This window comes from Suipraeoptans intestinalis (assembly GCF_009696485.1).
GTDB lineage: Bacteria > Bacillota > Clostridia > Lachnospirales > Lachnospiraceae > Suipraeoptans > Suipraeoptans intestinalis.
Map to the genome: position 1 here is coordinate 1 of NZ_VULY01000038.1, position 14,350 is coordinate 14,350.

Consider the following 14,350-nt stretch of genomic DNA (forward strand, 5'->3'; position numbering starts at 1 on the left):
GTAAACCAGAAGGGATAATTTTCGTACAGATTCAGAACCCGGGGAATCCTATGGTGCCTCGCCGTGCTTCCTGTGGGGAAAGCGGTTCATAGTCAAAGTAGCGTTTTAATTTATAATCGAAAAGATTGGGAGGAGTTCTGTCTTTTTCTTTTCCGATTCCCCGCTCACAGCGGTTGCCTGTAATAAAGCGGCGGTTTCCACTGAACTTGTTAATGGTAAGACGGCAGTTGTTGGTGCACAGCCCGCATTTTGCCATGGAGGTGGAATACTCCAGCCGCTGGATCTCATCGATAGACAGCATGGTGGTTCCCTCACATTCCACGTAGCGCTCTCTTGCGATCAGGGCGGCGCCAAAAGCGCCCATGATGCCGGCGATGTCCGGACGGATGGCGTGGCAGTCAGCAATTTTTTCAAAGCTTCGCAGAACGGCGTTGTTGTAGAACGTACCGCCCTGGACAACAATGTGGTGTCCCAGTTCGGAAGCATCCGCCACTTTGATCACCTTAAACAGGGCATTTTGATGACAGAATAGGCCAGTCCGGCAGAAATATCCGACACCTCCGCCCCTTCTTTTTGCGCCTGCTTTACTTTGGAGTTCATAAAAACGGTACAGCGGGTTCCCAGATCAATAGGATGGTGGGCAAACAAAGCCTCCTGTGCAAAATCCTCCACAGAGTAGTTGAGGGATTTGGCAAAGGTTTCGATGAAAGACCCGCACCCGGCGGAGCAGGCTTCGTTGAGCTGTACGCTGTCTACCGTCTGGTTTTTGATCTTGATACATTTCATATCCTGTCCGCCGATATCCAGGATGCAGTCCACGCTGGGTTCAAAGAAAGAAGCCGCGTAATAGTGAGAAACTGTTTCCACTTCCCCTTCGTCCAGCAAAAGGGCGGCCTTTACCAGAGCTTCTCCATATCCGGTGGAGCAGGAGTGGACAATGGACACACCGTCGGGAAGCTGTTGATAGATATCTTTGATGGCGGTGATGGTGGTTCCCAGAGGATCCCCTTCATTGTTCCGGTAAAAGGAATAGAGCAGAGTGCCGTCTTCCCCCACCAGAGCCACCTTCGTGGTGGTGGAACCGGCGTCGATTCCCAAAAAGGCCTTCCCGCGGTAAGAGGGGAAGATCCCCGAAGGGCACCTGATGCTTTGCATGGCGAGCAGAAAATTCCTCAAACTCTGCCTGACTGGAAAAGAGAGGCTCCAGACGGGCCACTTCAAAATCCATCTGAATACGGCCTTTCAGTTGCTGCTGCATCTTCAAAAGCGAAACAGGAGATCCCTCTTTGGCATTTAAGGCAGAGCCAATCGCGGCGAACAGATGAGAATGAGCGGGAGCGACGATGTGCGCATCATCCAGTTTCAGGGTGCGGACAAAGGCTTCCTTCAATTCTGACAGAAAATGAAGAGGGCCTCCCAAAAAAGCTACGTGCCCGCGGATGGGTTTCCCGCAGGCAAGACCGCTGATGGTCTGATTGACCACCGCCTGAAAAATAGAAGCGGCCAGGTCTTCCTTGGAGGCTCCTTCGTTGATCAGGGGCTGGATATCCGATTTGGCAAAAACTCCGCATCTTGCGGCGATCGAGTAAAGGGCCTGATAATGTCTGGCGTACTCGTTCAGACCGGAGGCGTCCGTTTGAAGCAGGGAAGCCATCTGATCGATAAAAGAGCCGGTGCCGCCCGCACAGACGCCGTTCATTCTCTGTTCTACATTACCGCCCTCAAAATAGATGATCTTGGCGTCTTCTCCTCCAAGCTCAATGGCAACGTCCGTCTGAGGAGCCTCATGCTGAAGGGCGGCAGATACGGCGACCACCTCCTGGACGAAAGGAACCCCCAGATGGTTGGCCAGCGTCAGACCGCCGGACCCGGTAATGACCGGAGAGGCAAGGACGGGACCCAGTTGATGAACGGCGCGCCCCAAAAGATCCGACAGGGCGGGCTGTATATTTGCAAAATGGCGCTCGTAGTCGGAAAATACAAGCTCCCTGCTGTCGTTTAAAATGGCTATTTTTACAGTGGTAGAACCAATATCAATTCCTAATGTGTAAGTAACGGAATCCATAGTTTATCTCCTTGACAGAAGATCCGGAAAAAGCATCCAAACCTTCGTGAAATACAATTTCTTTGAACCTAAAACATTATACGACAGCCCATGAAAAATAACAACTTACAAAACCCATAGAAGTTTTAAAGAATTGTGAAACTTCTATGGGATATTTGACAAACATAGGGGGAAACGGTAGAATGATTGTATAAAAAGAGAAACATTGGAAGGAGCAAGAACTGCGAAGTGGATAAGCTGGAGCGTAAATTTGGCAGATATGCCATTAAAAATTAATGTACTATGTGATCATTCTTTATGGAGTGGGATTTGTTTTGAATTTGATCAATCCCACATTTTATATGCAATATTTGAGCCTGGATGCCAGGGCGATTCTGCACGGACAGGTGTGGAGGATCTTTACCTTCATCATACAGCCGCCGTCGTCCAGTCCCATCTGGATGGCGCTGGCTCTGTATGTCTATTACATGATCGGAAGCCAGTTGGAGCAGGCTATGGGGGCTTTTCGGTTTAACCTGTATTTCTTTACGGGGATCCTGCTGCATGCAGCGTCCGCCGTTATAGTCTACCTGATGACGGGAAATGTGCTGCTAATGAGTACCTGGTACCTGAACATGTCGTTGTTCCTGCTGTTTGCAGCGATTTATCCCAATGTGAGATTTTTGCTGTTTTTTGTCGTGCCTGTGGAGGCGAAGTACCTAGCCCTGCTGGACGGAGTTTATTTTTGATCGCCATCGTGCAGGCATTCAGAGGAATAGAAGGATTGCCGGCGGGGGTGGCGGCAGGCGTTTCACTGTTCAACTTCTTTCTTTTCTTCTTCGGGTTCAGGAAAATGCGGCCGTATTCGCCCAGGGAGATCTACCGGAAAAATGTGTATAAAAAGAAGGTACGAAAAGAAGTGCAGTACGAAGACGGAGCCAGACATAAGTGCTGCGTCTGCGGCAGGACAGATATCACCAATCCGGAGCTGGAGTTCCGTTACTGCTCCAAGTGTGCCGGAGACAGAGAGTACTGCCAGGATCATCTGTTTACGCATGTACATGTAAAAGAATAGAAAACAGGAAGAGAATTACCAGGAAACAGGAAGAGGGGTATCACATGAAAAAAACAAAGATCGTTTGTACGATGGGACCAAATACCAACGAGGCATCTATGATGCGGGAACTGGTGCGTCACGGCATGGACATTGCCAGATTCAATTTCTCTCATGGAGATCATGCAGAGCAGAAGGCGCGGATGGATCTGCTGAAAAAAATCCGGGAGGAAGAAGGAAAGCCTGTGGCGATCCTGCTGGATACAAAGGGTCCGGAGATCCGCACAGGTCTTTTGAAAGACGGAAAAAAGGTATGGCTGGAGCCGGGAAATCTTTTCACTTTGACGACGAAGGAAGTAGAAGGAGATGAAAAAAGAGTCTCCATCAGCTATACAGGCTTGGTGGAAGATGTGCAGCACGGCAGCACGATCCTGATCGATGACGGATTGATCGGTCTGGAGGTCGTGGAAAAAAAAGAAGAAGAGATCGTCTGTACCGTTATAAACGGAGGCGAGCTGGGAGAAAGAAAGGGCGTCAATGTACCGAACGTGCCGGTGCGCCTTCCTGCGATCACAGAGAAAGACAGGGCGGACATCCGCTTTGGCGTGGAGCAGAAGATTGATTTTATTGCGGCGTCTTTTGTCAGAAATGCAGAATGTATTCTGGAGATCAAGGCGTTCTTGAAAGAATGCAAGTCTCCTTTTATTCCGATCATTGCCAAGATTGAAAATGCAGAAGGAATCAAAAATATCGACGAGATCATCCGGTGTGCGGACGGGATCATGATCGCCAGGGGAGATCTGGGAGTGGAGATCCCGGCGGAGGAAGTACCTTACCTGCAGAAGATGATCATCCAGAAATGTAACAGCAATTACAAGCCGGTGATCACAGCCACGCAGATGCTGGATTCCATGATGCGGAATCCGCGTCCTACAAGAGCGGAAGTCACAGACGTGGCCAATGCGGTTTATGACGGAACCGATGCGGTCATGCTGTCCGGAGAGACCGCGCAGGGAAAATATCCGCTGGAGAGTCTGCAGATGATGGTGCATATCGTGGAAAATACAGAAGAACACCTGGATCATGAGACGCTTTTGAAAAGGGCAGAGAAAAACTATCTGAAAAGCACCTCCTGTGCTCTGGGATTTGCGACGGTGACGACGGCGGGAAGTTTGAACGCCAAATGTATCATTACGCCTACGGTATCGGGAGCAACGGCAAGAGTCGTGTCCAAGTTTAAGCCTCCGATGGATATTATAGGGGTCACGCCCAACGAAGAAACCTTACGGAGGATGCAGATCTACTGGGGGGTTCGTCCGCTGAAATCCATTGAATTCCAGACGACGGAAGACATCTGCAGCGGGGCCATTGATCTGGCATGTGCGAAACAGATGGCAGAGTCGGGAGATATCATCGTGCTGACGGCAGGGATCCCGTCACCCAACGTAAAGGCACAAAGAGAAGGCGTCAGCAATATCATGCAGATTGCTGTAGTAGATTAGACAGAAAAAAGGTGCACTGCACCGCTGGAGAGTATCAGTGGTGTGGCGGCATCTTTTTTTGTAGAAAAAGCACAGAAAAGGGGATTGTCGTGGAAGGGGGATGGTGAAGCGATGTGTCCTGCCGGCAGGAAAGAAACGGTCTGTTTTGAGAAGGATTCTTGACAGAGAGAGGGAAGAGGTATATAGTAGTACTTGAGAGAAACACTAAATAGTACAGGAGGTGGCAGAGTGGAGACGACATCATTTGCTGAAAGACTGATGGAATTTGGTCTGACAAGGCAGGAGGCCTGCATTTACCAATGTATTTTGGAGGAAGGAAAGGTAACGGGGTACGAGGTGGCAAAGCAGACCGGGATTTCCAGGTCCAACGCATACAATGCACTGGCCAACATGCAGGAAAAGGGAGCGGTGTATCTTCTGGAGGAAGGAACAGCCAGAAAGTACGTTCCGGTTCCGTTGGAAGAGTTTTGTAAAAACCGTATCCGGAGACTGGAAGAGGCGAAAAAATGGCTCTCTCTGCGTGCGCCTAAGGAGCGGGAAGAAGCAGAGGGCTATATTACGATAGAAGGCGGAAAAAATATCCTGAACAAGATCCGCAACCTTTTGGAGGAAGTGGAGGAGAGAGTCTATATCAGTTGTACCAGAAATTATCTTTTACTGATGGTCAGGGAATTGGAGGCGCTGCAGGCCGCCGGGAAAAAGGTTGTGATCATCACGGACCGGCCGGTTACCTTCAAAAATGCCAGAGTATATGTAGGCAGGGACAGAGGAATGCAGATAGGGGTTATTTCGGATTCCCGCTATGTGATCACAGGAGAGTATGGAGAGGGAAGTATGAACACCGCCTTGTATTCCGGGCAGAAGAACTTTGTGGAGCTGTATAAGACGGCTTTGTCCAATGAGATAGAGCTGCTGACATTGAAAGAGGAGAACTGACATGAAAAAAACACCGTTTGTAACAAAAGAACAACTGGAAAAGATCGTAGAGCAGTATCCCACTCCTTTTCATCTGTATGATGAAAAAGGGATCCGTGAAAATATAAAAGCGCTGAAGGAGGCGTTTGCCTGGAACCGGGGATACAAGGAATATTTTGCCGTGAAGGCTACGCCCAATCCGTTTTTGATCGGGATTCTGAGGGAGTACGGCTGCGGCTGTGACTGTGCATCCTATTCGGAGTTGTTGCTTTCCGAAGCCATGGGGATCGGCGGAAGGGATATTATGTTTTCTTCCAATGATACGCCGGCGCAGGAGTTTGTGTACGCAGACCGGCTGGGCGCCATCATCAACCTGGACGACATTTCCCACATTGACTGCCTGGAAAAAGCCATCGGCAAAATTCCGGAAGTGATCAGCTGCCGTTATAATCCGGGCGGGCTGTTCCAGATCAGCAACGACATCATGGACAATCCGGGAGACGCCAAGTACGGGATGACGACAGACCAGATGTTTGAAGCGTTTCAGATCCTGAAAGAAAAGGGAGCGAAGGAATTCGGAATCCATGCCTTCCTGGCAAGTAATACCGTTACAAATGCATATTACCCCATGCTGGCAAAAGTTCTGTTTGAACTGGCTGTTCGCCTGAAGAAGGAGACAGGCGTCCATATCGGGTTTATCAATCTGTCGGGAGGGATCGGTATTCCTTATCGTCCGGAACAGGAGGCCAATGATATCCGGGTGATCGGAGAAGAAGTCAGGAAGGTATACGAGGAAGTTCTGGTGCCGGAAGGGATGGGAGATGTGGCGATCTACACGGAGCTGGGGCGTTTTATGATGGGGCCTTACGGTCATCTGGTTACAAAGGCGATCCATGAAAAGCATACGCACAAAGACTATATCGGAGTGGACGCGTGCGCCGTAAACCTGATGCGTCCGGCCATGTACGGGGCGTATCATCATATTACCGTGATGGGGAAGGAAGAGGAGCCCTGCACCTGCAAGTACGATGTTACGGGATCTTTGTGCGAGAATAATGACAAGTTTGCCATTGACCGGATGCTGCCAAAGGTCGAAACAGGAGATTTTCTGGTGATCCATGACACGGGAGCACACGGATATTCTATGGGATACAATTACAACGGAAAGCTGAAATCTGCGGAAGTTCTGCTGAAAACAGATGGAACGACAGAGCTGATCAGAAGAGCAGAGACACCGGCCGATTATTTTGCTACATTGGATCTGTTTCCCATTGGAGAAAAGCTTTGTAAAAAATAGGATCTCAGAAATGGTTTTGCAATACACCCTGAAGAAGCAAAGAAGAAATAAAATCCTTACTGGATAAGGAAGGAAAGGGCAAGCAGAAAGGGCGGTGGACTTGCCGAAGCCACCCTTCTGTTAAGGAAAGTATGTACTATTTCTAAAAAAAGAGGAAATTAAAAAATATAGCAGGAGGGAAAGGAATGGAAAGAGAAAAAACGAGTGAATTTGACCAAATCAAATATCAAAATGAATATAACAAGAAAAAGTATGACAAAGTAAGCTTAATGCTACCAAAAGGAGAAAAAGAAACAGTAAAAAAAGCAGCACAACTGGAAGGAAAAAGCATGAATGAATTTATCGTAGAGGCGGTTTACGAAAAAATGGGAAAAGAACGTAAGTAAACGGGAAATGATATGATATATGTTATGGGGCAAAAATGGGGCGAAAAAGTGGAAGCTGACGGCTGAAAACGGATGAAAGAAAACAGAAGAAGAGCCAAAACTCTTGATATTTAAGGGCTTTGGCTCTTCTTGAAGTCATACGATCCATAAAGACTGCGGATGATGGGACTTGAACCCATACGAGGTCACCCCCGCAAGATTTTGAGTCTTGTGCGTCTGCCATTCCGCCACATCCGCCAATATGTTCACAACAACACGGACAATTATATAATCAAAAAAATGAAATGTCAATGGCTGGGTAAAAATTTTCTTAAAAAACCATCAGAATTGCATATATTCTTGTGATTTTTCCTGTCATATCTGCGCTCTGTAATGATTTTATTTTTTTTAAATGCTTATAAATGTGGAAGTTGGAATGGCAAACTTAGAGTAAAATTATAGTTGGCAAAAATTAAAAGGAAGAGGCCGAAACCTCTTCCAAATCATACAGACTTAACTTAGTATTTATTTTGCGAAGAATATATACAAAGGAACTGTATGATGAATCTTATGGTAGACGAAAATGGTATAACTTTCAAGGAGAATTCCTGTTTTTGAAAAAGAGAAGATGGAAGAGATAAAAGGTGATATTCTTCAAGCCGGGCAGGTCAAAAAGAAGGTCGGAACAGGATACATCTATCCTGCTACAGGACATGTAGTTGGACTTGATACGGAAACAAGGGGAACTCGAAGAAAACTGCTTTCAATGGCAGGTTTTTGATACAGAACGGACAGGTGGAAACTACCCGCAAAAGACGAGAGCAACTAGAAAACATAGTGTGGCCAGACGCTCAGAGCTCACTTCAGTGGGTTTCAGTGAGTATTAGTTAATCTGAATGATAGATTTGCCAACGATTACTTGACAGTAACCAGAACTTCGGTTCTGCCTATTGTGATTTCTGAAGTGTAGTGAATATGGTATAATAAGGTTAAGCAGAAAGAAGTTTGATAAATTTAGATTGACCTAAGGTCAAGAAGGCATTTGGAACATTTAGTTATATACATTCCTGTTTGTCACGACAATGCATTGTACTGGCTATACAAAAAGATGTACAGGAACCAGTAGATAATAGAATAAAGAACGGAAAGAATATAAAAAATAATATGAGGTGATTATATGGCTGAAATTAGATTTAAAAATCTACCTAAGTTGTTAAGTAGTATGGAGGAAAAAGAATGGATTATTGATAGCTTTTTATTCAATTACAAAAATGAGGATTATGTCATAATATTAAAGTTATATAGTGATACAGAAAGAAAGCCATCTGAATATGCTAAGGTAAAATTAGAATTCATTAGGGCTAATAATATTAATGAATCTATACAGGCGTATGCGGATTTTTACGAGGTTTACTTCAATTCTTTAGATGAATTTGCGAATTTTTTTAATATAAATAGAGGCAGTGCAAATAGAAATTTATTTGTAGATTTCTCTGAAATTTTTTCAAAATTTATACCAGATAAAAAGTATGAGGAAAAGCAAGGTTTAATTAAACAGCTCCAAGGTTCAAGATGTGAGGGAAACAATCCTAATGCAATATACTGTTATGATGTAAGAAGGAATGGAGAGGTTGATGGAAGAAAGAATACCAGATCAAAGGCGAATAGTAATAAGGCGTATACTCTAAGAAGAAGTTTGTATGAAAAATATAAAGAGGATAAAAATCTTAGTTTCTTCTTTTCTGATAAATTAGAAGATGAAAGAACTGATGAGGAAATAATAAAGCAAGTTGCTGCTAGACACTGATTTGTTATATATGGATTAAACAATTTAACGATGATCTTATGCTATCGTTAAAAAGTATGTAGATATGTTCCCACATACGAACGCAATTATTTGACATACTTGGTGTTCACTCGTTTCATGTGGAGACGTGTTGTCTCTTGTCGCGTAAAGTTGATACACCTATGATAGAAGTGGAAATGAAGGTTGAAAAAGACGATGTTACTGAAAAACCAACTTATAAGAGAATAAATGAGTATATTGAAAATAAGTATGGATTTAAGGTACATTCTAAGTATATTGCAGAAGTAAAAGCTATGTTTGGATTGCCTATGCATGAAGCACCAAACAAAACAGATGTACCAAAGCGTGAATATCCAAAATGTCCACTGGAAAAGGTAGAAGCAATCAAGGATTATATATATGATTTATATGCCCTCGGCAATTAGCATAAATGTATTACTTTTGGTAACTATGAGTGCATTTTATTTAGAAAAGAATAATTGCAAATAGTATTTTATGTAAATGTTATAGTGTTTTGTTCAGAAGGAGAAAAGAATGGAAATAGTGATTCTGACAATTGGTACTATTCTAACAGTTGTTGTTGCTTTTTTTTATAATGATTATTTGAATAGAAAAAGAATTCAAGAAATGATTATACAGAGATTTGGAGGAAAACCAGAGTATAAAGATTATGACTTTGACGATATAAAAATCTTGTGGAAAGAATTGAAAGATGAAAGGTGTAAAGGTGATATTGATGATATTACTTGGAATGATTTAAATATGAATGATGTCTTTGCACGAATTAATATGTGTTGTTCATCCATTGGAGAACAATATTTGTACAAAAGCTTAAGAAATACTAATTTCAATAGTGAAAAACTCAATAATTTAGAGGAAAAGATAAGATATCTAGATAAAAATAAAAATACTAGAATAGACGTACAAAAAAAATTATTATATATAGGAAAGAGAAATAATAATTACCATGTTGTGACGTTTTTGAAATGTCTGGATAGTTTTAAGTTAAATAGATGTTGGATTTATTATTTTTTGCAAATAATGTTATTAATCGTTCTTGTTTTAGCTGTAGTTTTTCGGAATAATTATGCATATTTATTTTTGGGAATTGTTTTTTTTATAAATATAAGCGTGTATGCATTAATGAAGAATAAATATGAGATTAATATGGACTTAATGGTGGCAGTGCAGAGTGTCTTACAGGTTAGTAAGGAATTTACCCAAAAAGAAGAAACGATATTTTCTGAGTTTAAAGAATATACAGGAACGATAAATAAACTAACGCATTCAATGGCATTGATTAATGGAAGGTATCAACGGCAGTATACGGCAGATTTCGTGGAATTAGGTGCTATGTATTTAACGGGTGCTTTTTTATTTGATTTTATTGTCTATAATAGGGTGATTATACAACTAGAAGAAAAATTAACCGACATATTAGCGTTGTTAAACTTGCTTGGGGAAATAGATATGGCTATTTCTATAGCATCATTCCGAAATAGTGTTCCATTATACTGTCTTCCGGAATTTTGTAAAGAAAATAAAATATATTATCAGGAGTTGTATAATCCATTGTTAGATAATCCTATCTGTAATGATTTTAATTTGAATACGAATTGTATTATTACAGGATCAAATGCTTCAGGTAAATCTACCTTTATTAAAGCAATAGCAATAAATGGGATATTAGCAATGAATATTCATACCTGTACAGCAAAATCGGCTAGAATTTCAAAAGCAGAGATATATACATCAATGGCAATCAGAGATGATTTGTTGGCTGGGGATAGTTATTTTGTTAAGGAAGTAAAATCATTACAAAGAATCATAGATATTATAGAGCAAGACAGATTTGTTGTAGCGATTATTGATGAGATTTTACGAGGAACAAATACCAAGGAACGTGTTGCAGCTTCTGTGGCGATTTTGAGATATTTAGAGAATAAGAATTGCATAGTGATAGTCGCGTCTCATGATATAGAGTTAATAGATTTATTAAAAAATAGTAAATATGATAATTATTATTTTTGTGAAAAATCGGAAAATAGAGAAGTACTATTTGATTATAGGATTCACAAAGGAGTTTGTAAACAAAACAACGCAATAAAGCTATTGGATTTGTTTGGATATCCATCAGCTATTGTGAAAGAAGCAAATAAATATTCAAGCATTCTTTGAAAATAAGCAAAAAGGTTAATAATATTTTAGTATGGATTTTGGTACGAATTATTTATCTTATATGTGAATAGATATCAAGGAATGGTAGAAAGTGCAATTAAAAGTTCAATTTCTCTTTCGGATTATTTTGGCGATGTGAATGGTACATCTATGATTTTGGAAAAGAAAGTATCAAATGACGATGTGTTAGAAAATGGGCAATCGGCAACGAATCAATTTTATACGATTACTTTTGAAGGTCCAAGCGTGACGGGAACAGGAGGAGCAAGACATTTGGAGTGTACGGTAAGCAGTCCGGACGGTGTGAATTTAGTTTACAATGAGATTTCATATTACTAATTACTAAAGGTTAATCAGATACAACTTCCTTTCGCATTTCAGGGGTTGCTGCCTGGTAGATAGATTCCATCCATCTACTTTTGCAGCAGCCCTTTGACATTGTTAAAACCCTGCATTTCCAATCCTTTTCCATGGGTAAAAATTTTCTTTTAAAAAAAGGGAAACTGGTGTATAGTGGTAGGGTAGTAGAAAGACTCACATGGAGACGGACAAATGAAAGAAAAAATCCTATTAATAGATGGACACAGTATCTTAAACCGGGCGTTTTTTGGAATACCGGATCTTACCAATTCCGAAGGACTGCATACCAACGGAATCTATGGATTCCTTATGATCCTGTTTAAGATTTTGGAAGAAGAGAACCCCACTCACCTGACGGTGGCGTTTGACGTACATGCGCCCACCTTCCGGCATAAAATGTATGAGGCCTACAAGGGGACGCGTAAGCCTATGGCAGAGGAACTGCGCCAACAGGTGCCGGTCATGAAGCAGGTATTGCAGGCTATGGGCATCCATATTGTGGAAAAAGAAGGACTGGAGGCAGACGATGTGATCGGCACGCTCTCCAGAACCTGTGAAGATCGGGGGCTGGAGGTAACGGTGCTGTCCGGAGACAGAGACCTTCTTCAGCTGGCGACAGAAAGCATCAAGATCCGTATCCCCAAAACAAAAGGCGGAAAGACAGAGGTAGAAGACTACTATGCGAAAGATGTTCAGGAACGTTATCAGGTAACGCCGGAAGAGTTTGTGGATATGAAGGCTTTGATGGGAGATACCTCCGATAATATTCCGGGAGTACCGGGGATCGGGGAAAAGACGGCGGCAAAGCTGATCGGAAAGTACCACAATATTGAGACGGCCTGGGAACACCGGCAGGAGATCAGGCCGGAGCGGATCGCGAATCTGCTGACAGAGAACTGGGAGCAGGCGCTTCTTAGCAAACGTCTGGCAGCTATCTGCACAGAGGCGGAGCTGGCATTTGCCCCGGAGGACGCCCGGATGGGCGATCTGTACACCAAGGAAGCCTACGCTCTGTTTCAGAGGCTTCAATTTAAAAATCTGCTGTCCCGGTTTGATCTGCCTCATGAGGAGACGGATCTGGAGGCAGGCTTCGTGAGGCTGACGGGGAAACAGGAGGCAGAAGAACTGTTTCAGAAGGCCTTCCAAAGCGACAGAGTAGGAGTGGTGATCCAAAAGGATGCCATAAACGACCTTCCCCTGTTTGCAGGCAGGAAGGAAATTGCCGGAATCGGTCTGTGTTTTTCGGACGATCAGACCTACTATATAGAAATTGGAAAAGAAATGGAAAAAAGCTGGGCCATGGACAGGCTGCGTAAGCTGTCGGGAGAGACGAAATCCCTTGCCATGTTTGATATCAAGGAGAATCTTCCGGACTTTTTTCCGAAAAAACAGGAGGTTTGCTTTGACCTGATGGTGGCCGCATACCTGCTGGACCCGCTGAAAAGCCGATATTCTCTGGAAGAGATCGGCAGAGAATATCTGGAACTTTTATATGAAGAAGAAAAAGAGGAAGGACGCAAATGGATCACCTGCTGCCATGATGCCTTTGTGGCGTATCAGGCGGTTCCTGTTTTGCAGGACAGACTGAAAAAAGAGCAGATGGAAGAACTCTTTCGTAAGATAGAAATGCCTCTGGTATTTACGCTTTACGACATGGAACAAAATGGGGTAAAGATCGCGGCAAAAGAGTTGAAAGAGTATGGAGAGAAGCTTGCAGGGAAGATCCGGCAGCTGGAAGAAGAGATTTACGAAGAAGCGGGAGAAAAGTTCAACATCAATTCTCCCAAACAGCTGGGCGTCATTTTGTTTGAGCATATGCGTATTCCGGGAGGGAGAAAGACAAAGACCGGCTATTCTACAGCGGCGGATGTGCTGGAAAAGCTGGCGCTGGATTACCCGTTTGTAAATAAGATCCTGGAATACCGCCAGTATGCAAAGCTGAAATCTACGTATGCCGATGGACTGGCAGCCTTTATCCGGGAGGACGGAAGGATCCATGGCAAGTTTAATCAGACCATTGCTGCCACCGGAAGACTTAGCAGTACAGAGCCGAACCTTCAGAATATTCCGGTCAGGATGGAGCTGGGGCGGATGATCCGAAAGGCGTTTATTCCGGAGCAAGGGTTTGTTTTTGTGGATGCGGACTATTCCCAGATAGAACTGCGTATTTTGGCACATTGTTCAGAAGACGAACATCTTATCGCAGCCTACAAAGAAGCGAAAGATATCCATAGAGCCACAGCTTCCCAGGTGTTTGGAGTTCCCTTTGAAGAGGTGACCGAGGAACTGCGAAGAAATGCAAAAGCAGTAAACTTTGGGATCGTATACGGGATCAGTTCCTTCGGGTTAAGCCAGGACCTGAGCATTACGCGCAAGGAGGCGGACGCATATATCAAAGGATATTTTAAGACCTATCCGGGGATCAAACGGTTCTTGGATGATTGTGTCAGCCAGGCAAAGGAAAAGGGATATGCCGTTACGCTTTTGGGAAGAAGACGGCCGGTGCCGGAACTGACATCCAAGAATTTTGCACAGAGAAACTTTGGAGAACGGGTGGCCATGAATGCTCCCATTCAGGGGGCGGCGGCCGATATTATGAAGATCGCCATGATCGGAGTAAATACTCGTCTGAAGGAGGAAGGGTTAAGATCAAGGCTAGTACTGCAGGTCCATGATGAGCTTTTGATCGAGACCAAAGAAGAAGAGGTGGAAACAGTCAAAAGGATTCTGGAAGAAGAGATGGGACAGGCAGTTTCCCTTCGGGTACCGCTGGAAATTGATATCAATGTAGGAGACAACTGGTACGAGGCAAAGTAGAGGAGCAGGCA

The 14,350-nt window shown here is 43.6% G+C and carries 9 protein-coding genes, 1 tRNA gene and 3 pseudogenes; 11 read left to right on the forward strand and 2 right to left on the reverse strand.

Annotated features, from left to right (window positions below):
• Positions 1-2,065 (reverse strand): annotated as a pseudogene (locus tag FYJ34_RS15385) (BadF/BadG/BcrA/BcrD ATPase family protein); the annotation flags it as partial.
• Positions 2,066-2,293: 228 nt separating this feature from the next.
• On the opposite strand from FYJ34_RS15385, the pseudogene FYJ34_RS15630 reads away from it, so the two are divergent.
• The 5 genes and pseudogenes from FYJ34_RS15630 (at position 2,294) to FYJ34_RS12130 (ending at position 7,198) form a co-directional block, all read left to right on the forward strand.
• Positions 2,294-3,119 (forward strand): annotated as a pseudogene (locus FYJ34_RS15630) (hypothetical protein).
• A gap of 44 nt (positions 3,120-3,163) precedes the next feature.
• Positions 3,164-4,600: a pyruvate kinase gene (gene pyk / locus FYJ34_RS12115; protein ID WP_154478956.1), complete on the forward strand. Its 1,437-nt coding sequence runs from the start codon at positions 3,164-3,166 to the stop codon at positions 4,598-4,600.
• Positions 4,601-4,858: 258 nt separating this feature from the next.
• A complete protein-coding gene (locus tag FYJ34_RS12120) occupies positions 4,859-5,536 on the forward strand; it encodes a TrmB family transcriptional regulator (RefSeq protein WP_154478937.1) in 678 nt (225 codons plus the stop codon).
• Between the two features lies 1 nt (position 5,537).
• Complete coding sequence (locus FYJ34_RS12125; RefSeq protein WP_154478957.1) at positions 5,538-6,812, forward strand: diaminopimelate decarboxylase; 1,275 nt, start codon at positions 5,538-5,540, stop codon at positions 6,810-6,812.
• A 185-nt stretch (positions 6,813-6,997) separates the two neighbouring features.
• Positions 6,998-7,198 carry a type II toxin -antitoxin system TacA 1-like antitoxin gene (locus FYJ34_RS12130; RefSeq protein ID WP_154478958.1) on the forward strand — a complete coding sequence of 67 codons (201 nt, stop codon included), beginning with the start codon at positions 6,998-7,000 and terminating at the stop codon, positions 7,196-7,198.
• Between the two features lie 154 nt (positions 7,199-7,352).
• Here FYJ34_RS12130 and FYJ34_RS12135 read toward each other — a convergent pair.
• Positions 7,353-7,435 (reverse strand) — tRNA-Leu (locus FYJ34_RS12135).
• A gap of 343 nt (positions 7,436-7,778) precedes the next feature.
• Between FYJ34_RS12135 and FYJ34_RS12140 the strand changes: the two are divergent.
• From FYJ34_RS12140 to polA, 6 genes and pseudogenes are all read left to right on the forward strand, one after another.
• Positions 7,779-7,958: pseudogene (locus FYJ34_RS12140) on the forward strand (ISLre2 family transposase); the annotation flags it as partial.
• 396 nt (positions 7,959-8,354) lie between these two features.
• Positions 8,355-8,984 carry a DUF6037 family protein gene (locus tag FYJ34_RS12145; RefSeq protein WP_154478960.1) on the forward strand — a complete coding sequence of 210 codons (630 nt, stop codon included), beginning with the start codon at positions 8,355-8,357 and terminating at the stop codon, positions 8,982-8,984.
• A gap of 161 nt (positions 8,985-9,145) precedes the next feature.
• On the forward strand, positions 9,146-9,409 hold the full coding sequence (locus FYJ34_RS12150) for a hypothetical protein (protein ID WP_154478961.1): 264 nt from the start codon (positions 9,146-9,148) through the stop codon (positions 9,407-9,409).
• A gap of 109 nt (positions 9,410-9,518) precedes the next feature.
• On the forward strand, positions 9,519-11,162 hold the full coding sequence (locus tag FYJ34_RS12155) for a MutS-related protein (protein WP_154478962.1): 1,644 nt from the start codon (positions 9,519-9,521) through the stop codon (positions 11,160-11,162).
• 81 nt (positions 11,163-11,243) lie between these two features.
• Positions 11,244-11,501, forward strand: coding sequence for a hypothetical protein (locus tag FYJ34_RS12160; RefSeq protein ID WP_154478963.1), 258 nt, complete (start codon positions 11,244-11,246; stop codon positions 11,499-11,501).
• 213 nt (positions 11,502-11,714) lie between these two features.
• Positions 11,715-14,339, forward strand: coding sequence for a DNA polymerase I (polA, locus tag FYJ34_RS12165; protein ID WP_154478964.1), 2,625 nt, complete (start codon positions 11,715-11,717; stop codon positions 14,337-14,339).
• The last annotated feature ends 11 nt before the right edge of the window (positions 14,340-14,350 follow it).

Bases quoted from the DNA above. Each gene is read 5' to 3' on its own strand.
- FYJ34_RS12130 (WP_154478958.1), top strand. From the start codon at position 6,998: ATGGAAAGAGAAAAAACGAGTGAATTTGACCAAATCAAATATCAAAAT.
- FYJ34_RS12125 (WP_154478957.1), top strand. From the start codon at position 5,538: ATGAAAAAAACACCGTTTGTAACAAAAGAACAACTGGAAAAGATCGTA.
- FYJ34_RS12120 (WP_154478937.1), top strand. From the start codon at position 4,859: ATGGAATTTGGTCTGACAAGGCAGGAGGCCTGCATTTACCAATGTATT.
- FYJ34_RS12150 (WP_154478961.1), top strand. From the start codon at position 9,146: ATGATAGAAGTGGAAATGAAGGTTGAAAAAGACGATGTTACTGAAAAA.
- FYJ34_RS12155 (WP_154478962.1), top strand. From the start codon at position 9,519: ATGGAAATAGTGATTCTGACAATTGGTACTATTCTAACAGTTGTTGTT.
- FYJ34_RS12160 (WP_154478963.1), top strand. From the start codon at position 11,244: ATGGTAGAAAGTGCAATTAAAAGTTCAATTTCTCTTTCGGATTATTTT.
- pyk (WP_154478956.1), top strand. From the start codon at position 3,164: ATGAAAAAAACAAAGATCGTTTGTACGATGGGACCAAATACCAACGAG.
- FYJ34_RS12145 (WP_154478960.1), top strand. From the start codon at position 8,355: ATGGCTGAAATTAGATTTAAAAATCTACCTAAGTTGTTAAGTAGTATG.
- polA (WP_154478964.1), top strand. From the start codon at position 11,715: ATGAAAGAAAAAATCCTATTAATAGATGGACACAGTATCTTAAACCGG.